Source organism: Dyadobacter sp. CY347, assembly GCF_021502655.1.
Taxonomy (GTDB): Bacteria; Bacteroidota; Bacteroidia; order Cytophagales; family Spirosomataceae; genus Dyadobacter.
Genome location: NZ_JAKFFT010000007.1, coordinates 505,147 through 525,196, shown reverse-complemented (window position 1 = coordinate 525,196; position 20,050 = coordinate 505,147). Strand labels below are relative to the sequence as shown.

The 20,050-nt window shown below is 47.0% G+C and carries 14 protein-coding genes; 10 read left to right on the top strand and 4 right to left on the bottom strand.

The genetic code is table 11. The annotated features are described in order from the left end of the window. The first annotated feature begins 26 nt into the window (after nt 1-26). From L0659_RS17835 to L0659_RS17825, 3 genes are read left to right on the top strand one after another with little or no spacing between them, the layout of a single operon-like run. Nucleotides 27-815, top strand: a complete 789-nt coding sequence (locus L0659_RS17835) for an SDR family NAD(P)-dependent oxidoreductase (protein WP_235127979.1) — start codon at nt 27-29, stop codon at nt 813-815. A gap of 55 nt (nt 816-870) precedes the next feature. Further along, nucleotides 871-1,707 (top strand): ThuA domain-containing protein, encoded by an 837-nt coding sequence (locus L0659_RS17830; RefSeq protein ID WP_235127978.1) that lies wholly within the window; start codon nt 871-873, stop codon nt 1,705-1,707. A gap of 27 nt (nt 1,708-1,734) precedes the next feature. Next, nucleotides 1,735-3,171, top strand: coding sequence for a Gfo/Idh/MocA family protein (locus tag L0659_RS17825; protein ID WP_235127977.1), 1,437 nt, complete (start codon nt 1,735-1,737; stop codon nt 3,169-3,171). Between the two features lie 58 nt (nt 3,172-3,229). Here the strand turns inward: L0659_RS17825 and L0659_RS17820 are convergent, their stop codons facing one another. Further along, nucleotides 3,230-4,090, bottom strand: a complete 861-nt coding sequence (locus L0659_RS17820; protein ID WP_235127976.1) for an AraC family transcriptional regulator — start codon at nt 4,088-4,090, stop codon at nt 3,230-3,232. 285 nt (nt 4,091-4,375) lie between these two features. Here L0659_RS17820 and L0659_RS17815 point away from each other — a divergent pair, with 285 nt between their 5' ends. From L0659_RS17815 to L0659_RS17800, 4 genes are all read left to right on the top strand, one after another. Next, nucleotides 4,376-4,804 carry an META domain-containing protein gene (locus L0659_RS17815; protein WP_235127975.1) on the top strand — a complete coding sequence of 143 codons (429 nt, stop codon included), beginning with the start codon at nt 4,376-4,378 and terminating at the stop codon, nt 4,802-4,804. 223 nt (nt 4,805-5,027) lie between these two features. Next, nucleotides 5,028-5,855 (top strand): sugar phosphate isomerase/epimerase, encoded by an 828-nt coding sequence (locus L0659_RS17810; RefSeq protein ID WP_235127974.1) that lies wholly within the window; start codon nt 5,028-5,030, stop codon nt 5,853-5,855. A 181-nt stretch (nt 5,856-6,036) separates the two neighbouring features. After that, nucleotides 6,037-8,511, top strand: coding sequence for a TonB-dependent receptor (locus L0659_RS17805; protein WP_235127973.1), 2,475 nt, complete (start codon nt 6,037-6,039; stop codon nt 8,509-8,511). A gap of 27 nt (nt 8,512-8,538) precedes the next feature. Next, nucleotides 8,539-9,711 (top strand): PepSY domain-containing protein, encoded by a 1,173-nt coding sequence (locus L0659_RS17800; RefSeq protein WP_235127972.1) that lies wholly within the window; start codon nt 8,539-8,541, stop codon nt 9,709-9,711. 682 nt (nt 9,712-10,393) lie between these two features. On the opposite strand, the gene L0659_RS17795 is transcribed toward L0659_RS17800, so the two are convergent. From L0659_RS17795 to L0659_RS17785, 3 genes are all read right to left on the bottom strand, one after another. Then, complete coding sequence (locus tag L0659_RS17795; RefSeq protein ID WP_235127971.1) at nt 10,394-11,839, bottom strand: glycoside hydrolase family 125 protein; 1,446 nt, start codon at nt 11,837-11,839, stop codon at nt 10,394-10,396. Nucleotides 11,840-11,916: 77 nt separating this feature from the next. After that, nucleotides 11,917-13,188, bottom strand: a complete 1,272-nt coding sequence (locus L0659_RS17790; RefSeq protein ID WP_235127970.1) for an acyltransferase family protein — start codon at nt 13,186-13,188, stop codon at nt 11,917-11,919. Nucleotides 13,189-13,211: 23 nt separating this feature from the next. Continuing rightward, complete coding sequence (locus L0659_RS17785) at nt 13,212-13,769, bottom strand: GNAT family N-acetyltransferase (protein ID WP_235127969.1); 558 nt, start codon at nt 13,767-13,769, stop codon at nt 13,212-13,214. A gap of 161 nt (nt 13,770-13,930) precedes the next feature. Between L0659_RS17785 and L0659_RS17780 the strand changes: the two genes are divergently transcribed. The 3 genes from L0659_RS17780 (at nt 13,931) to L0659_RS17770 (ending at nt 20,036) form a co-directional block, all read left to right on the top strand. Then, a complete protein-coding gene (locus L0659_RS17780) occupies nt 13,931-15,058 on the top strand; it encodes a Gfo/Idh/MocA family protein (RefSeq protein ID WP_235127968.1) in 1,128 nt (375 codons plus the stop codon). Nucleotides 15,059-15,266: 208 nt separating this feature from the next. After that, entirely contained in the window at nt 15,267-19,031 is a 3,765-nt protein-coding gene (locus L0659_RS17775; RefSeq protein WP_235127967.1) for a PVC-type heme-binding CxxCH protein, read from the top strand. 126 nt (nt 19,032-19,157) lie between these two features. Further along, nucleotides 19,158-20,036 carry an AraC family transcriptional regulator gene (locus L0659_RS17770; RefSeq protein WP_235127966.1) on the top strand — a complete coding sequence of 293 codons (879 nt, stop codon included), beginning with the start codon at nt 19,158-19,160 and terminating at the stop codon, nt 20,034-20,036. The last annotated feature ends 14 nt before the right edge of the window (nt 20,037-20,050 follow it).

The window sequence follows — 20,050 nt, the reverse complement described above, 5'->3', positions numbered from 1 at the left end:
TTACTCAAACTTACGATTTTACAGCAATGCCTGAAATTGAAAATAATAATGCAGCCGCTCTGAATGTCTTTTCGCTTGAAGGAAAACTGGCGCTGGTGACCGGCGGCGGAAGCGGAATTGGCTTTTACATTGCGCAGGCCATGATCCAGTCGGGTGCAAAAGTAGTTGTTACCGGCCGTCGCGAGGCGGTTTTGCAGGAAGCGGTTACGTCGCTGGGCGCAAATGCAAGCTATTTTGTGAATGACATTACGCAGCTCAGCACCATTCCGGATTTGATCGCATCGATCGAAGAAGCGCACGGACCGATTGACATTCTGGTCAATAATGCAGGCATTAACATGAAAAAACATGCCGTTGAAGTTACAGACGAAGATTTTGACCGCGTAATCCAGACGAATTTACACGCCGTTTTCGCGGTGACGCGGGAATGCGGCAAACGCATGATCGAACGCAAGCAAGGTTCCATCATTATGATCACATCCATGGCAGCCTTATACGGGATTGACCGCGTCGTGGCTTATACGGCTTCCAAATCTGCCGTCGGCGGAATGGTGAAGGCGCTGGCTACCGAATTTTCTCCTTATAATGTAAGGATAAATGCAGTCGCTCCGGGTTTTATAGAAACGCCCATGATGCTCACCGCCATGAACGGTGATCCGTCACGCCGCGACAAAGCCATGGACCGCACACCCATGGGCACCTGGGGAAAACCGGACGATATCGGCTGGGCAACCGTCTTCCTGGCCTCCCCCGCCGCCAAATTCATCACCGGCGTCTCCCTCCCAGTCGATGGCGGAAACTCGATTGGGTTTTGATTTTGAAACAACATTTATACACTATAACGATAAACATTTCCTAAATCCAAGATCAATGAAAAATACGATTTCAGTTAAAACGATTTTCCTGTTCCTGCTTCTTGCCGTTTTTTCACTGGCAGAAACCCACGCCCAAAAAATCAAATGGAACAAGGTTAAAGTCCTGGTTTATACCAAAAACGGGAAGGGTTATGTGCATGATAATATTGCGGCTTCGGTGGTGGCGATCCAGGCATTGGGTAAGCAGCATGGGTTTGGCGTGGATGTGAGCGATGATCCTTCGAAGTTTACAGAGGAGAATTTGAAACAGTATGATGCACTTATTTTTTCAAATACAAATAATGATGTCTTTGATACTGACGCACAGCGCGTTGCATTGATGCGCTATATTCAAGCTGGCGGGAACTTCGTGGGCTTGCATTCGGCTTCCGGGACTGAGCGGAAATGGAGATGGTTTAAGGATATGCTGGGCGGGACGTTTTTCTGGCATGAACCCGGACAAAGCTTCACAGTGAATGTTCTGGATTCCAAAAACCCTTCACTCGCGCATCTGCCAGCCAAATGGGAGCGCAAAACGGATGAATTTTATTTTATAAAAGAACTCGGCGTAAACCTGAATGTTCTTGCGGTGAACGACCATACGACTATTCAAAAACCCGCTGGAAAGGCGCTGGACACTTTCGGGACCGTTTTCCCTTCGGTCTGGTGGCATGAGTATGACGGCGGACGTGCGTTTTACACTTCGCTCGGGCATCAGAAAGAGGATTATGAGCAGGAAGATTTAACAAAACACATTCTGGGAGCCATTGAATGGGCTATTGGACCGCAAAAAGCCAGAAATTACAGTAAGGCCTACGCAACAAGCCCGACTGACGAAGTGCGTAAAAAGTAACATCAAAATATTAATCCTGAATCCAAAATGAAAAATTCAACAGAAGAAAACAGCCAGGACAGAAGGTCGTTCCTGAAAAGCGCTGCCACCGGAACAGCCGGGATTATTGCGGCTTCCATGTTTCCAACGATCGTTCCCGCAAGTGTTTTTGGCAAATTCGCGCCCAGTAACCGGATCAACATTGGTCAGATCGGCATTGGCCGCATTGCCACAACGCATGATTTGCCCGAAGTTTTAAAAAATGAAGTGGCGCATGTGATGGCCGTTGCGGACGTGGATAAAAACCGCCTCGCGCAAGGCAAACAATGGATTGAAAAGAAATATGCAGATAAAACAGGCAAAGCGAATTACGTCGATGTGAAAGCATATGACGACTATAAAGAGCTTTTGGCCAATAAAGAAATCGATGCGGTGATCATCAGCACGCCAGATCACTGGCATGCACAACCTGCGATGGAGGCTGCTGTTGCGGGTAAGCACATTTATATGCAAAAACCCACTTCGCTGACGATCAAGGAAGGCCGGATGATGGCGGATATGATCAAGAAAAAGAAGGTGGTTTTCCAATTGGGAAGTCAGCAAAGGTCTATGAACCCGTGGCCGCAGTTCAAAAGGACCTGCGAACTGGTGCGTAATGGCCGCATTGGCAAGCTGAAAAAGGTTTATGTGGGCTTACCGGGCGATCCTGCCGGTGGTAACACGGAAAAAATGCCGGTTCCGGCAAATCTGAACTATGATATGTGGCTCGGCTCAACGCCCGAAATCTATTACACGCTGGACCGGGTGCATTCACAAACCAACATTAATGATCGTCCGGGATGGCTGCGTCTGGAACAATTCGGCGCGGGAATGATCACAGGGTGGGGCTCACACCACATCGATATTGCGCATTGGGGCATGGACACTGAACTCACCGGCCCGATCGAAATTGATGGAAAAGCCACTTTCCCGGCTGCTAATTCCGGTCTTTGGAATGTGCATGGAGACTTTTTGGTCAATGCAAAATATGCCAATGGCGTCGAAATGGAAATCGGCGGCACCAATCCGAATGGGATCAAGTTCGAAGGAACCGACGGCTGGATCTCAGTTTCGCGTGGTAATGTGGGCGTTACGGCCTCAGATCCCGGCGCGGCCGCCTCTGCGAAGGAAAACAAAGCATTTTATGCGAGCGACCCAAAAATCCTGGGTTCCGTAATCCAGGCCAATGAAATCCATCTTTACGAAAGCCCTGAGCAACATCAGAACTGGCTGGAAAGCATTCAAAACGGCAAGCAGACAGTTAGTCACGCAGAAATCGCACAACGCTCCTGCTCAGCCTGTTTGATCGCACACACAGCGATGAAATTGGGCCGTAAATTGAAATGGGATCCTAAAAAAGAAGAATATATAGGCGATAAAGAAGCCAATGCAACATTATCAAGACCCCAGCGAGGCCCATATGGCACAAACTATGTAAAAGGATAATCATTTTAAAAATTAACAATTGCCCCGGGCTTAAGCCCGGGGCAATTGTTTTTAAATGTTAGTAGTTTCCTTTATATTCTCTGGGCGTGTGGCCGATGTATCTTTTGAAGTTCCTGTTGAAATTAGACAAAGAATCAAATCCGCTGTCGTAAGCAATTTGGGCAATCGTCCATTTGTCTTCCAATAGTAATTTGCAGGCATGCCCGATTCGGATCTCATTCACGAAATCGATGAAAGTTTTGTTTGATCTGGCCTTGAAATATCTGCAAAAAGCCGCTTCTGTCATCCCCGCCAGAGACGCCACATCGCCCAATCTGATTTCCTGTGAAAAGTGCTGCAGCACGTAATTGTGCACCTTATGCATGCGTTCCGTCTCCGAGACTTTGTAAGTATTCACATAACCATAACTGGAAATCGGCGAACCGCCGGCTTCGTGCGCTAGCTTATCCAGCAAAGTGAGCAGCTGAATGATGGTTTGAAATCCCTCGGAATGCATGATCGACATTAGTTCCGAACGAATGTGGCTGCGCAATTCACCCTTGTATTCAATGCCGCGTTTGGAATCCAGCAGCAGTTGCTTCAAGGCTAGCATCTCAGGCTTATCCAAAAAATCTTTCCCTAAAAAATCCTCCTGAAAGTACAAAACAACGCCATGCGTCAGCAGCGACGAACCGGTGTCGAAATAAGCGGCATCACTCCGCCACAGGTGTGGCACGTCGGGCCCGAGGAAAACCGTATCACCAGGACCGAACGTTTGCACAGAATCGCCGATCAATCGCTTACCCGTTCCTTCCAGCACAGTGAATAACTGGTAATGCGGATGAAAATGCCAGTTAGGATCAAAATGAGGTGCTTTCAGCTCCTGGATTGTCACCGTCCTGACCTGGCTTTCAATATTTTTGTGGATTGGCGCCTTCATAAACCTGCCTTATTTTACCTTCATGTTTTGCAAAATTAGCATATTGGTATCAAAATACGACTAGTATAGATTTCTACTTACCGGTCGTCCGGGAAAATCAATGAGGCAACGGCAAAAGAATCCTACACTATTCTCGTTGTAATAAAAGGAATGCAAAATATGAGATTCCGAACATCAGGGTGAGGATGGCATACTTTTTGGATATAAGAATGCTCGTAAAATCCAGTCCAACCATTTATAGCCGTTGGCGTTCCTATACATTCAATTACTAGCATTTAAGCAGTCATGAAGAAAATTATCCCTCTCCTAACCCTCGTTTTTGGCGTTTTCGCCTTATCGAGCTGTGGAAAAACAACCACAATCAGCAGCAATATGGAACTTACCGGTAAATGGGAGCTCCAAAGTCTAGTACAAAATGCGGACACCATCCAAAAGCCTGCATTAGCGAAGGGTCAAATGCCCGTCAGCCTTAACTTTAAAGAGAAAGGTGAGTTGGAAGGCACTTCCTCTACCAATATTCTAACAGGTTTTTATGAAACCGCACAGCAAAACACTATCCAGATGGGAGGCGGCGGAACAGAACGTGCGGAAACGCAGTGGGGTAATCTTTTCGTGAATGCTCTGCCTAATGTTAATCTTTACGACCTGAAAATGAACCGGTTGATTTTATATTATGAAAATAACAATCAGATGATTTTCAGCAGGGTGCAGTAATATTGATTAAAAAATATATTGGGAAGGCAGTTTGATCTGATGATCAGGCTGCCTTTTATTTTTCCCTTGGCTTATCATATTTTGCCTTATTATTTGGCTTAGTGAGGAGGAAAGGTCAATATGTGGCTAATATTTGTCAAATCAGGTAAAATCAGAAGCGGTTTTTTATTGTAAAATTGTGTGCATCTTAGCAGGGCATTTCCTGACCAAAAAACCTTTTTTGATGAAGTACAGTATGAATTTGCTCCTTTGGGGCCCACAAATTGACGACAGCCTTTTCCCTACCCTCGAACTGATCAAAGAAATTGGCTTTGATGGCGTAGAAGTCCCGATTTTCAACACCGATCCTGCACATTGGTTTAACTTCCGTAAAAAACTGGACGAACTTGGACTGGAATGCGAAACGGATACGATCTGCGGTCCGAATGAACATTTGATCAGCCAGGACCCGGCCATGCGCCGTCATACGATTGACCATCTTAAAAAGGCTCTCGATTGCTCGCTAGTGCTGGGCGCTACCAAGTTGATGGGCCCTTACCACTCCGCATTGGGCGTTTTCACCGGTCAGCCTGCTACACCGGAAGAATGGCAATGGGCCATCGAAGGCATCCGTGAAGTGGCCGATTATGCCGAATCACTGGACATTACATTGGGTTTGGAATATTTAAACCGCTTTGAATTGTATCTGACAAGTTGCGGCGATGAACTGATTCGTTTTGTGGACGAGGTTAACCACCCGAACTGCAAGATCATGTTCGATACGTTTCATGCCAACATTGAAGAAAAGAACATTGGCGACACCATGCGCAAAGCCGGAGACCGCATTTCCTTTATCCAACTTTCTGAAAATGACCGCTCTACCCCGGGCAAAGGGAATGTAGACTGGGATGGTATTTTCAAAGCGATTAAGGATCTTAAATATGACGGTTGGATCAGCATAGAAGCATTTAGCCAGAAACTTCCTGTGGCCAATATTTGGAGAAAGATGTTTGAATCGGAAGAACAGCTGATGCGCGATGGGTTGGCATTTATCAAATCAAACTTATCGTGATCAGCATAAGCTGATTGCAACTGGCCGATCGAGTAAAATCAAAAGAAAAAATTGAACATTTAAAATGAATTTGCGCTTCGGCGTATATTGGTCGAAAATCTGGTGCATTATTATTTTGGATTGGTCTAAATAAGCCTACTTTTGCTGCACAAATCGAAAGTAAGCTTTACTCCACAACAAAATGCAGTTCAAATTTCTACTATTTTTCTCGCTGATCTGTGCGGCAGCAAGTGCCCAGACAGGCAATATAAAAGGACAAATTAAGACCGGTTCCGGTGAAGGCGCGGAATCCGTCAACATTATTTTAAAAGGAACAGGCAAAGGAACCGTCACAGCTGCTGACGGTTCCTTTGAATTTTCAGGGCTTAACGAAGGCAATTACCAGCTGATCGGCACAGGCGTTGGTTTCAAGCGCATTGACAAAAATGTTTCTGTTAAATCCGGCGAAACGGCGACATTGGAATTGACCGCAACCGAAGACGCGCAGGAATTGCAAACCGTGGAAATCACGGGTCGCAAGGAAACGACTTACAAAAACGATCTCTCCTTCATCGCCAGCAAAACTGCCACACCAATCAAAGAAGTGCCGCAGGCGATCAGCTACATTACCAAGGAAGTGATGCGTGATCAGGGCACATTCCTGATGGGCGATGCTGTCAAAAACATGAGCGGCGTGAATCAGTTTACATTTTACGATGACCTTACCATTCGTGGTTTCCGTATGAATGGAGGCTCTACAACGCAACTGGTAAACGGATTAAGAACATTTTCAGGATTCTGGAAACAGCCTCCGGTGAATTATCTGGAAAGAGTAGAAGTGATCAAAGGCGCTGCCTCAGCATTATACGGAAATACTTCACCAGGGGGAACGATCAATCGCGTGACCAAAAAACCATTGACCACGCCACAAAAATCGCTGACGTTTACAACCGGAAGTTTCAACACATTACGCACATTAGCCGACTTTACAGGCCCGATGAACGAGAGCAAAACATTGCTTTACCGTCTGAACCTGGGTTATGTTAATGCGCAGGGCTTCCGGAATTTGCAATTTGACAAAAACATTATCGTTGCCCCGTCCGTATCATTCCTGCCGACCGACAAAACCCGCATCAACTTTGACCTCGTATACAACCGCTCGAACAGCCGCCTCGATCGTGGGCAGTCTGTAAAAGGCAATGATCTTTATTCAAGCTCAATCAAAACTTCGCTGAATGCGGTCAATGATTATTTGAATGAGGAAACTTATCTTATAACTACTTCATTGAACCATCAATTTACCCAAAACACCTCTTTTAACGTCGCTTACTTGCGCACGGGTTATTCCGAGGATCTTTTGGAACACAGAAGCAGCAACACCAATGGCGTGGATTCGGCTGGGAAAGTAATTGATAACCTCGTGGCCAGACAAGTTTTTGTTAGGAAAACGAAGTCATTTATGGACAATGTTTCGCTGTTCCTAAACCATAATTTCAACACCGGAATCGCTGAGCATAAGCTGGTTGTGGGTTATGATTACATTCAATCCGTTACACCAAAAGGTTCAGGGCAGCAAACGGCGAGCGGCTATTTGCTGAAATCGGGCGGCGCAGGGGCCTATAACGCCAAAACACCTGAGAAATACGTTTTCTACGATTACACAGAAAACGGTGTAACCCGCAGCATTCCGAAACCAAACATTTCGCACTATGACCTGGCAGTGCAGAACAACAACATGGAAGATCCTTCCAAATACATTTATAATGTTGTTGCCAACGCTTCCACAACGCCTGTTTTCTACAAACTGCATGGCCTTTATTTGCAAGAACAATTGAAGATCAATCGCCTGCAAATCCTGCTTGGCCTGCGTTACGACTCTTATATTGATAAAAAAGGTTACACAACCAGCAATGAAACCGATATAACGCAACACGCCTTACTACCCCGTATCGGAGCTGTATATACGCTGACCAACAACATTAATGTGTACGGAACTTACACGAAAGGCTATAACCCCCAAGATGCCACCGTGCAAAGCGATCCGCTATCCGGCGGCCCGTTCGACCCAATCCGTAGCAGCCTTTATGAAGCTGGTTTCAAAACCGAATGGCTTGACGGACGCCTTACAGCCAATGCGTCGGTTTACCAGATCGAGCAAAACAACACATTATATTCAGCCAACGCGGCTGAAAATCCAAACTTAATGCAGCAGATCGGCGGAGAAATTGCAAAAGGCGTTGAGTTTGACGTTACCGGAAACATTCTGCCAAACTGGAACCTGATCGTCGCTTACAGTTATAACGATGCAAAAATCACCGATGCCGGCTCGCGTGCCGCAGATCAGATCCTGGTAAACAGGCAAAAACCGAATGCGCCTAAGAATCAGGGAAGCATCTGGACCAAATACACATTTGTTAATGAGGCACTAAGCGGGTTCGGGATCGGTTTAGGCGGAAATTTCGTGACTGAGCGGAATGTGTCCATCAACAACACCCAGACATTGCCGGGTTACGAGTTGCTGAATGCGGCCATTTATTACAAGATCGACAAGTTCCAGTTCCAGGTGAACCTGAACAATTTGGCTAACAAAACATATTGGGTTGGCGGCTACGACTATCTGCGTCTGTTCCCCGGAGCACCGAGAAATTTCATGGCAACCATTTCCTACACCTTTTAAAATGTACTATTCCTAAATCAAAAACTTGTGAAAGGAACATTGAAGAAGATTGCGTCACAACTGCATTTATGGCTGGGGGTTTCCTCCGGCCTTGTGGTTTTTATAGTCGCCCTAACCGGCTCGCTGCTTGTTTTCGAAGATGAGCTCGAACCGGTTATTGATAAGCAGTTTCACATCGCTGCCACCCACCAAGGAAAACAGCGACTGCCGCTCGACGTGCTGCAATCGAATGTTTCCAATGCTTTCCCCGGCAAAAAACCCGTTAGAATAACCATCGAAAAGGAAGCCAATCGCAATGTTATTTTTGGTTTGAAAAATGGTATAAAAGAGAAAGACATCTTGTCCGTGGCTGTCGATCCTTACACAGGAATCATCGCAGCGTCCAGAATCGAGCAGGATGCGTTTTTCAGCGTTGTGCTGAGGTTACACCGCTATTTATGCCTGGAAGAAACGGGAAAAATCATCACTGGAATTTCCTGCGTGATGTTTCTTGTGATCATGATCACCGGACTTGTCCTATGGTGGCCAAACAGAAAAAACCGCAAACAACGCTTCACCATCAAGTGGAATGCCAAATTCAAGCGCCTCAACTGGGATCTCCACGCCGTTTTCGGCTTTTATGTACTGCCTTTCGTCTTCGTAATAGCCCTCACTGGCTTGGTATGGAGCTACAAATGGGTCAATAACATCATTTTTATGACCTTCGACGGCAAGCCCCAGCAAAAGCGCGAAGCTCCGGCCAACCTGTCAACATTCAAAACACCAATTTCCGGCACCCTCGAAAAAATATACAAAGCCACCAACCAGACATTACCCGCTCCCGGCAAAATCCTCGTAACCCTCCCCGAGTCCGACAGCCTATCCATCACCATCTCCAAAGCCGACGACAACGCCCCCATCGCCAACATCGTCAATTTCCTATATTTCGACAAAAACAACGGAAACCTGGTAAAAACCCGCCTCTACGCAGACGAAACCAAAGGCATGCAGGTCAGAAGACTCATCTACCCGATTCACACTGGAAGCCTACTCGGCTGGCCGACTAAGATTATCGCATTTATTGTCGCGCTTATTGCTGCGAGTTTGCCGGTTACTGGTGTTGTGATTTGGCTTGGGAGGAAGTTTAAGAAGCCAAAAGAGAATGTCCGGAATGCTGCTGGTAAGAGAAATAAGCGGGTAAAACCGGTAGTTGTCAATTAATGTTGGTGGGTAGTTTCATGGGAAATAGGTGTCTGTTATTACGGGTTGAACTTTGATTTGGTGATATTGTCCTCGAATGGTTGCACCATTTGGGGTGATGGCGTTATCCCGGGTTTCAACCCGCTGTCACCTCATCATCCCGGGTTGAAACCCGGTCTGCGAAATCCGTCGAGCCTAAGGCTCTTTTTTGGCGATCATGCGCTTTCCTCGAGAGAGCCAGAGGCTCGTACCATTTTCTACCAGCGGGTTTCAACCCGCTGTCACCTCATCATCCCGGGTTGAAACCCGGTCTTCGAAATCCGTCGAGCCTAAGGCTCTTTTTTGGCGATCATGCGCTTTCCTCGAGAGAGCCGTAGGCTTGTACCATTTTTTACCAGCGGGTTTCAACCCGCTGTCACCTCATCATCCCGGGTTGAAACCCGGTCTGCGAAATCGGTCGAGCCTACAGCTCTTTATGGGCGATCATGCGCTTACCTCGTGAGAGCCATAGGCTCGGACCATTTTTTACCAGCGGGTTTCAACCCGCTGTCACCTCATCATCCCGGGTTGAAACCCGGTCTGCGAAATCCGTCGAGCCTACGGCTCTTTTTCGGCTATCATGCGCTTTCCTCGAGAGAGCCAGAGGCTCGGACCATTTTTTACCAGCGGGTTTCAACCCGCTGTTCACCCAACAAAGCCCGCCTCAATAAACCTTCGCCAGCAAATGCGGCTTCTCCTTTTCCAACTTCAAAATCAACTCCCCAAACAACGTATTCACCCAAGCAAACCACTTCCTCGTAAACTTCGACTGGTCGTCTTTGTCGAAGGACTCGTGCATGAAGCCAGTGTTATTATGCGTAGTTTTCAATAGTTTCAGCTGCGCTTCAATTTCCTTGTCATCGGTGGAAGTTATAGCTCTCGCAATGATGCCCATAGGCCAGATTTGATTGACCAATGTGTGCGGGCTGCCTAGACCTTCGCCTGCTTTTCCTTTGAAGAAATAAGGATTAGAATCGCTTAGGACGAACTTTCTGGTGTTAATGTAGATCGGATCTTTCACCGACATGGCGCCCAGATAGGGCATGCTGATCAATCCTGGAATCCCGGCGTCGTCCATGAGCAGATAATTTCCAAAACCATCCACTTCAAATGCATAGATCTTGCCGAATTCCGGGTGATTATAAACAGCGTATTTTTTCAATGCAGTTTCGACTTCGGTGGCCAATGCTTTGAAATCGCCTGCCAGCTTCGCGCCTTCGCCGCCTACTTTCTCTAACATTTCAGCAACCTCGCGGAAAGAAACCACGGCAAAGAAATTGGAAGGAACAAAAAACGGATACATAGCCGCATCATCCGAAGGACGGAATGTGCTTGCTATCAAGCCATTTGGCTTGATTGGATTGCCATAACCATTGCCGGGAACCGTGTCCGTAGACCATGAAGTGACGCGACCGAATTTGTATGGGCCGGGGCCGTCTTTGCGTTGTTGTTCTTTGCAGGTTTTCAGGATTAATCCCATTGCCTTCGTCCAATCGGCGTCGAATGGGGTTGTGTCCCCAGTTATTTTCCAATAATTATAAGCAAGGCGAATGGTGTAGCAGAGCGAATCCAACTCCCATTTGCGTTCGTGGAGCATGGGTTTCATGTCCGTCACGTCCTTGGTCCATTCGCTTTCTTTGGGCCGGTCGTAAAATGCGTTGGCGTATGGATCGATGATGATGCATTTCGTCTGACGGTTGATGAGGCCGGCGACCATATCCTTTAATTTGGTGTCTTCTTTGAGTAATGGCAAATACGGCCACACCTGCGCTGTGCTATCGCGGAGCCACATGGCGTCGATGTCGCCGGTAATGACGAATGTGTCGGGCTTGCCGTCGATGGGTTTGTAATGAACGGTTGTATCAATGGTGTTAGGAAAGCAATTTTCGAAAAGCCACGCTAATTCCGGGTCCTTAATCACCTTTTTCATGCGGATGATTGTCGCTTCCACGGCCGGACTGGTAAAACTGCGCTTGTCAGCAGGGATACGAACAACTGGAAATTCAGCAGCGTTTTTGGCAAATGACCAATTTGAAACAGCCATTCCGGCAACAGCCATTGCGCTGACTTTTATAAATGTTCTCCGTTGAGAACTGCTCGGTTGAGACATGGATTCAGGTAAATAGGATTTATTAAAATATTTTAAAGAAGCAATTTAGGCAAAAATCCGTCACTTCTTTATCCATTTTAAACCTTAAACACCAGCCTGTTCCTGTAAAGCAGCCACAAAATCACAAACCACAACGCCAGATAAAGGAGTGCATAGGCCAGTGAAGCATTCATAGGATTGGCGAAAACGGGCACGATCTGATATTTGTACAAATAAGGAACAAGATCCATTTGCCCCGAGGCCGGATCAGCAGGGTTATCTATCTTAACAGCATTCAAAACCCTGAAAATCATTCCCGAAAAGAAAAACACGACCATTGGATTAACCCCAAAAATGACAAGGAATGTGGTCCAGCCGGCGTAACCTTTTACATCAATTACAAAATATAAAATTGCAAGACATACAAGCGCCCAGCCTGCCGCGTACAAAACAAAGGAGCTGGTCCAAAGCGCCTTATTAAGCGGAAACACGAAACTCCAACCCCAGCCTACAACAATGGCGGCGATGCCTCCGATGAGCAGATAAGTCGCTTTTTGGTTTCTGTCAAAATTAGTTCTTAACAATGTTCCGGTTAATAATCCTGCAATGCCAGTCCCTATGGCTGGTAATGTGCTCAAAATGCCTTCCGGGTCCCAGGTTTTGGAAGTGGCCCACAAATGGCCTGGCAAAAGCAAATTGTCCAGCCAAGCCGCCAGGTTAGTGCCTTTTTCCAAATTAGCTTCACCAACCTCCGGAACAGGAATCAGCGTCATAAAAGCCCAGTAAACTAATAAAATGACACCGCCTACAACTGCCTGCGTAACCCAGCCGGTTCTCAGATAAAGCAAAGACGCGATTAAATAAACAACTGCAATCCGCTGCAAAACGCCGGGAATGCGAACGGTGTTGAATGGCTCAAAACCACCAAAAGCCAGGATCATCATCACCAGAAAGATGAAAAACGCGACCAGAAACTGCCAGTTTTTATCATAATCTGCAAAAAGCGCCATGACAATAATCGCTGTAATGACCAACCTGACGACTAACAAAGGCAGCCCATCCAAACCGAACATTTGAATGCGAATGAAGAATCCTGAAAACAAACCCAGACAGAATATGCGCAAAGCTCGCGTCACGATTCTTTGCAACACGGTCACATTCCAGGTTTTCTGAGGTGTTGCCAGCACAATAGAGACGCCTACAATGAACAAGAATGTTGGAAAAACGAGATCCGTGGGTGTGCAGCCGTGCCATTCTGCATGCAGGAGCGGCGCATATACATTGCCCCAGTCACCCGGATTATTCACGATCGTCATCAGGATTATGGTAAGCCCGCGCAGGACGTCCAGCGAAACCAGCCGTTGTTTCATCGATTTTTTAAAATTTGATTTAATTAAAATGAAATCTCCCGCACCATATGATCATACGTGTGCCCTAGAAAATCCTTTTCGCCTGCCACCTGAAAACCTACTTTTTCATAGACCTTCCTAGCATCCGGATTCACATGATCCACGATCAATCCGACGCGATTGAAGTGCTTTGCAGCCGCCAGTTCGCAGAATGCTTGAAGCAACTTCTTACCAATTCCCTTACCCTGATGCGCCGGATCGACATTCACACAATCGACATAATATTCGCCGGCTTCCGTTTCGTCCCCGGGTGAAAAATCAGGATCAGATTCCCGAATGACCTTTAAAACAGGTGCGCGAAGTTCATGCAAACGCGCGCCGTCATAGCCAACAATGGAGCCGATTACGCCGTCTTGATCTTCATAAACCAATGTATTTTCGTAACTATATTGATTGCCTTTGCTCCCAATAAATCTTTCCATGAGCGGAATGGCGTCTTCTGGATCGTCGGATTTGGCGAATATGCAGGCAATGTGCCCTAGGGCTAAAATAATGAGGGGAGCGAGGTCAGGAGCGTCCTCAGCGGTGGCTGGTCTGATCATAAATTTCACAATTTCTATCTATATTTTGCAAGAAATTAACGCTGCGCCAAAAAGCAGGTCAAAATCGAGTCAGTACTAATCAAAAGACGTAAAGTTTTTAGCACTATTTTGTTTTAAAATTGTATTGCCTAAAACCAGATCATTAACCTACCAAAATAAATATGTCTCAAAAAATTAATGTTGCAATCGTGGGTCTTGGCTTCGGAGCCGAATTTATCCCCATTTACCAGCAACATCCCAATGCAAATATGTACGCAATTTGCCAGCGTACAGAGTCGAAACTGAATAAAGTTGGCGACCAATATGGCATCGAAGTGCGCTACACAAGTTACGACGACCTTTTGAATGATCCGAATGTAGATGCAGTGCACATTAACTCCCCGATCCCTAATCACGCCGAGCAAACGTTGAAGGCATTGCGCGCTGGCAAGCATGTGGCCTGCACGGTGCCGATGGCGACGAGCGTGGAGGATTGCATTGAAATCGTAAAAGCGACCAAAGAATCGGGCAAAAAATACATGATGATGGAAACCGTGGTTTATGCGCGGGAATTCCTTTTTGTAAAAGAATTATATGAAAAAGGCGAGCTGGGAAAAGTTCAGTTCCTGAAGGCAAGCCATCAGCAGGACATGGAAGGCTGGCCTGATTACTGGCCCGGATTGCCTCCTATGCATTATGCGACACATTGCGTCGGCCCGGTTGCTGGACTTTTGAAGCTTGAAGCGGAGTATGTTTCCTGCTTTGGCTCAGGAACGATCAGCGAAGATCTGGCAAAAATCCACAACTCTCCTTTTGCCGTTGAATCTGCGCATATTAAATTTAAGGACAGCGATTTATCAGCTTATGTATATCGCTCGTTATTTGACGTGGCGCGTCAGTACAGAGAAAGTTTTGAGGTTTACGGAAGCAAAAAATCTTTCGAATGGCCATTGATCGAAGGCGAAGATCCTGTGATTCACACGGCCAAAAAGCCGGAACACGAAATCGCTGAGAAAGTGGCAACACCAGATTACGCACATTATCTGCCAGAAGAAATCCGTCATTTCACTGGAAAAGGCGTTTATAACCTGGATGAAAACGCGCATTTGTCATTTGTACAAGGCGGCGGTCACGGCGGCTCACACCCGCATTTGGCCCACGAGTTCATCAGCGCATTAATCGAAGACCGCGAGCCATTCCCGAATGCATGGCAATCGGCAAACTGGACAAGCGTTGGGATCCTGGCGCACGAGTCGGCATTGCAAGGCGGGGCGTTGATTCAGCTGCCCGATTTTAAGGAGCTGGCGTAACTCTTCGGCTCCGCTCAGAGTGACAGGCTAGGTTCGCTTGCGAGTCTGAGCGACTGCCCTGTCAGCCTGAGCGGACCGGGCCGCCGGGCGGTCGAAGGCACGTGCAGGACGCCGTTGACAAGCGCGTTACCAAGCCAGTAGCGAGCCTTCGACTCCGCTCAGGCTGACAAAGAAAAAGCATAAAACAAATAAGAGAACATAGAACTCAATGAAAACCAAAGCGTTATCCTTTATCCTTGGTATTGTCCTGCTGGGCTGTGCCTCTCAGCCTTCATCGCAGAACGCGTCGGTGAAGAGCTCCTCGGCCAAGAGTGAGGCCGGAAAGGCGCGGCGTCTGGAAATCCTGTTTTTGGGAGACAACGGACACCATAAGCCTGCTGAACGCGTGCCGCAGATCATGGCTGCATTAGGCCCGAAAGGTTTCAACTTTACCTACACGGATAACCTGAACGACCTTAATCCTGAGACACTTAACAAATACGATGCCCTGATGCTTTATGCAAATTGGGATTCCATCGCGCCGCAGCAAGCGAAAGCATTGCTGGATTACGTGGCGAGCGGAAAGGGCTTTATTCCCATTCACTGCGCTTCTTATTGTTTCCGCAACAACCCGGAAGTGGTGAAGCTGATCGGTGGCCAATTCTGGAGACATACCTGGGACACGATTCAGCCTGTCTGGACCAAACCTGATCACCCTGCGATTGCTGGTGTGAAGGAGTTTAAAACGGTAGATGAAACCTATTTGCACGAAAAACTACAACCTGATAACATCGTCCTGACGGAACGTTTGATCCAAAAAGATCAGGAAAAAGACAGACCGGGTCAGCAAAAAGAACCTTACACCTGGGTGAGAACGCACGGAAAAGGCCGCATTTTTTACACGGCTTATGGCCACGACGAACGCACCTGGTCGGTTCCTGGATTTCAGGATATGATTGAAAAAGGGATTCTTTGGGCGGTGAATGATGACGCGAGAAAATCATTGGCAGCTTTGGCACCAAAACCATTTGAATATCGCGCAGCAAAACTTCCTAACTACGAGCAGCGCCCTGGCCCGCAAATGCAGCAATTGCCTTTGTCGCCGGAGGAATCTGTTAAGCACATTCAGATCCCGGTTGACTTCACACTGGACGTTTTCGCGCATGAGCCAGACGTAATGCACCCGATCGCAATGACCTGGGATGAGCGTGGAAGATTGTTTGTTCTGATCACAAAAGATTATCCAAACGAGCGGAAGGACACAGGTGGAAGCGATTACATTTTGATTTGCGAAGACACTAATAAGGATGGCAAGGCCGATAAATTCACGAAATTCTCTGACGATCTGAGCATTCCAACAGGTCTTGTTTTTGCTAACGGCGGGATCATCGTTTCGCAAGCACCGCACATGTTGTTTTTGCAGGATACAAATGGCGATGACAAAGCTGATGTAAAAAAGATCCTTTTCTCAGGGTTTGGAACGGGTGATACGCACGCCGGACCGTCTAACCTGCATTACGGATTTGACAACTGGATTTACGGATCAGTTGGTTATTCAGGTTTCAAAGGCAAATTCGGAAGCGCCGATTCATTGAACTTCGGCCAAGCGCTTTTCCGCTTCAAGCCGGATGGAACGGATATGGAAATTGTTGCTAAAACTTCTAACAACACCTGGGGACTTGGTTTCAACGAAGCGGGCGATCTTTTTGGCTCAACGGCCAACAACTCGCACGGCTGGTATAGCGCCATTCCAAACCGTTATTTTGGTAAAAGCAAAGTGGATAACGGAAGCCGCAGCACGGATACGCATAAGGATATGCAGCCTATCACACCAAAAGTGCGTCAGGTGGATGTTTTTGGCGGATTTACTGCCGCAGCCGGACATAACTTTTATACAGCAAGAGCATTTCCGAAGAAATATTGGAACAATGTTGCCTTCGTTTCTGAGCCTACTGGCCATATTTTGCACCAAAATATCATGAAGCCGAAAGGAACCGATTTTGAAGATGCATTAGGTTTCAACTTGCTGGCTGGTGCGGACGAATGGGTTGCGCCTGTGTTTGCGGAAGTTGGACCGGATGGCGCGGTTTGGGTGGCTGACTGGTATAGCTACATTATTCAGCATAACCCGACGCCAAAAGGATCTGAAAACGGAAAAGGAAATGCATATGAGACTGATTTGCGTGATTTTACACACGGTCGTTTGTACCGCATTGGCTGGAAAGATGCTCCGAAATACACGCCGATCGTTTTGAGCAAAGACCGCCCGGACGAGCTGGTTGCCACATTGAAAAACACCAACATGCTATGGCGCCGTCACGCGCAACGCCTTTTGGTGGAACGCGGAAACAAGGATGTTGTAGGTAAATTGGTTGAGCTGGTTAAAGACAAAAGCGTTGACGAAGTTGGCCTGAACACTGCTGCGATTCATGCATTATGGACATTGCACGGTCTGAACGCCATCGAAGATCCGCAAGTTTTGGCTGCTGTAACCGAAGCATTGAAACACCCATCAGCTGACGTTCGCAAAACGGCCGTTCAGGTGTTGCCACGCAATCCTGCAACCGCCCAGACATTATTGACCGCCGATGCATTGCACGACAAAGCGCCGCTTGTGGTTTTGAACTCACTGCTTGCATTCTCTGAAATCCCTTACACGCCGGAAGTTGAAACTGCGGTTTTGGGATTAATGGACACTTATGCAATGCCAGAAGATCGCTGGATGCCGGATGCTTTTGCAGCCGTATTGAATGCACAAGATGGCAAATTGCGTGAAAAATATCTGGCACAACGCGTAAGCAAATCTTCTGCAACTGCCGCTTCTACGCAAAAAGCGAATGCAGATAAAGCGATGGATCACAGCAACATGGATCACAGCGCACACACTGCTGCTGCGAAGCCAACCGTAGAAGGCAGCGCTGAACTCGCGATAACGAACATTAGCATTGAGCCAAAAACTCCTTACGTTCGTGAATATGCGCGTGTGGTGATTGAAATTACGAACCAAGGTTCAGTTGCGGTTCCGAAAGAGCTTGTTCCGGTTGTAAATGTAGGCATCAGAAGCCGTTCGTTGAACACCAATTACATCAGCCGCCAGCTTAACAGCGGCATCGCGCCGGGTGAAACGGTGAAACTGACTGAAGGAAATAACGGTCCCTGGAAATCAGGTTTCGGCTTTACTTCTGACGAGTCTGGAAAAGTGAACATTACGGCGACCGTAGACGTGGACAATGTTGTTCCTGAAAAAGACGAGAACAAAAACAACACCATGAGCAAAACCTTCGAAGTGAAGCGCATGGATAAGCTTTCTGACTTTGCTTTGGAACGTGCGACACGCGGTTACACATCCTCCGCGAGCGGTGACGATGTTTTGAAATTGATGAAAACAGCGCAAACGCTTGATCCGCAAGGACGCAATGCGATCTTCAAAGGGATCGTTGGCGCATGGAACCCAAAACGCAAAGAAACCGCAAACGACGAAGGCAAAACATTGCTTGCTTCGATCAAAGGCGACATTCCGGACGATTTGAGCACACGTTTTACCACATTGATGGAATCGTACGGAATGAAGGAAGATGTTGCAGTTGACCCAAATGTGCAGGTGGTTCAGATCAAAGCGATCCGCGAGGAGATGAAGTTTAGCTTAACCGAATTCACTGCCGTTGCAGGAAAAACGATTGAGCTGGTTTTCGAAAATCCGGATGCGATGCAGCACAATGTGGTGGTTGGAAAACCAAAATCGACCGAGATTATCGGTGCAGCCGCTGACAAAATGATCACGGCCAAAGATGGCGCTGAGAAAAACTACGTTCCGAACATTCCACAAGTTTTGGCTGCAACGCCACTTGTAAACCCGGGACAAACTTTCCGCCTGAAATTCGTCGTGCCTGATGTAGTTGGCGATTATCCATACGTCTGCACATTCCCAGGTCACTGGAGATTGATGAAAGGCAACATGAAGGTCATCAAAGAGCAGGCCGTTTTAAGTAAATAATTCAAGAATTCGAGGCATAATGCCTTTAAATACGATCCTGGGTGCAACTTTTTCTGCACCCAGGATTCTTTGTTTTAATCAAAACCGCTATCATTACATTGCAGGCATCGCCCGCACCTTACTTCAATGAAAGTCGTTCAATTCACCATTCCCGTTTCCAAGGAGCACACCATTGTGGTGCAGGAAGACGTGTTGCCACATTATTACAATCATTTACATCGGCACCGGGAAGTTCAGATTGAGTGGGTCGTGGAAGGTTCCGGCATCCTCATCGCCGGCAATTATATGCAAAGGTTTGAATCCGGCGAAGTTTACATTATCGGCGCCAATCAATCGCACATTTTCAAAAACGACGAAAGCTATTTCAACCCTGAAGAAAAAAAACAAGTCCATTCCGTCTCCATTTTCTTCAACCCAACCCAACTCCACCAGAACATCCTAAGCCTGCCCGAAATGGCAAGTATTAAAAAATTTGTAGACGGCCTGCACAACGGTTACCAAATCCCGGAATCAGCATTGCCCCTTGTCCAGAAAACGATTTCAGAATTAAAACAAAACAGGGATAGCCTGCGCGTAGCATCATTCATTTCGCTCCTGCATTTGTTTTCCACCATCCGCGACATCAAGCCGCTGGCCACCAACAACAGCGAGCAAATCATTTCCGAAGTCGAAGGAATCCGCATGGACCAGATTTTCCAATATTTGGTTACCAACTACAAAAGGCACATTTCCCTCGCCGAAATCTCCGAAATCTCCAACCTCACGCCACAAGCATTCTGCCGTTATTTCAAAAAGCACACCGACAAAACCTTCATCAGCTTCCTAAACGAAGTCCGCGTAAACGAAGCCTGCAAAATCATTATCTCAGGGAAATTTGATAGCTTTTCAGACGTCAGTTATCAGACTGGCTTTGACAATGTGACCAATTTCAATCGGGTTTTCAAGAAGATCATGGGGAAAAGTCCTAGAGAGTTTCATAAGGATTTCCGCGAGCGGGTTGGGTAACCATAGGTTTTATT

What these genes read in the sequence shown, in the direction of transcription:
- L0659_RS17835 (WP_235127979.1), top strand. Translation starts at nt 27, where the DNA reads ATGCCTGAAATTGAAAATAATAATGCAGCCGCTCTGAATGTCTTTTCG.
- L0659_RS17830 (WP_235127978.1), top strand. Translation starts at nt 871, where the DNA reads ATGAAAAATACGATTTCAGTTAAAACGATTTTCCTGTTCCTGCTTCTT.
- L0659_RS17825 (WP_235127977.1), top strand. Translation starts at nt 1,735, where the DNA reads ATGAAAAATTCAACAGAAGAAAACAGCCAGGACAGAAGGTCGTTCCTG.
- L0659_RS17820 (WP_235127976.1), bottom strand. Translation starts at nt 4,090, where the DNA reads ATGAAGGCGCCAATCCACAAAAATATTGAAAGCCAGGTCAGGACGGTG.
- L0659_RS17815 (WP_235127975.1), top strand. Translation starts at nt 4,376, where the DNA reads ATGAAGAAAATTATCCCTCTCCTAACCCTCGTTTTTGGCGTTTTCGCC.
- L0659_RS17810 (WP_235127974.1), top strand. Translation starts at nt 5,028, where the DNA reads ATGAAGTACAGTATGAATTTGCTCCTTTGGGGCCCACAAATTGACGAC.
- L0659_RS17805 (WP_235127973.1), top strand. Translation starts at nt 6,037, where the DNA reads ATGCAGTTCAAATTTCTACTATTTTTCTCGCTGATCTGTGCGGCAGCA.
- L0659_RS17795 (WP_235127971.1), bottom strand. Translation starts at nt 11,839, where the DNA reads ATGTCTCAACCGAGCAGTTCTCAACGGAGAACATTTATAAAAGTCAGC.
- L0659_RS17790 (WP_235127970.1), bottom strand. Translation starts at nt 13,188, where the DNA reads ATGAAACAACGGCTGGTTTCGCTGGACGTCCTGCGCGGGCTTACCATA.
- L0659_RS17785 (WP_235127969.1), bottom strand. Translation starts at nt 13,769, where the DNA reads ATGATCAGACCAGCCACCGCTGAGGACGCTCCTGACCTCGCTCCCCTC.
- L0659_RS17780 (WP_235127968.1), top strand. Translation starts at nt 13,931, where the DNA reads ATGTCTCAAAAAATTAATGTTGCAATCGTGGGTCTTGGCTTCGGAGCC.
- L0659_RS17775 (WP_235127967.1), top strand. Translation starts at nt 15,267, where the DNA reads ATGAAAACCAAAGCGTTATCCTTTATCCTTGGTATTGTCCTGCTGGGC.
- L0659_RS17770 (WP_235127966.1), top strand. Translation starts at nt 19,158, where the DNA reads ATGAAAGTCGTTCAATTCACCATTCCCGTTTCCAAGGAGCACACCATT.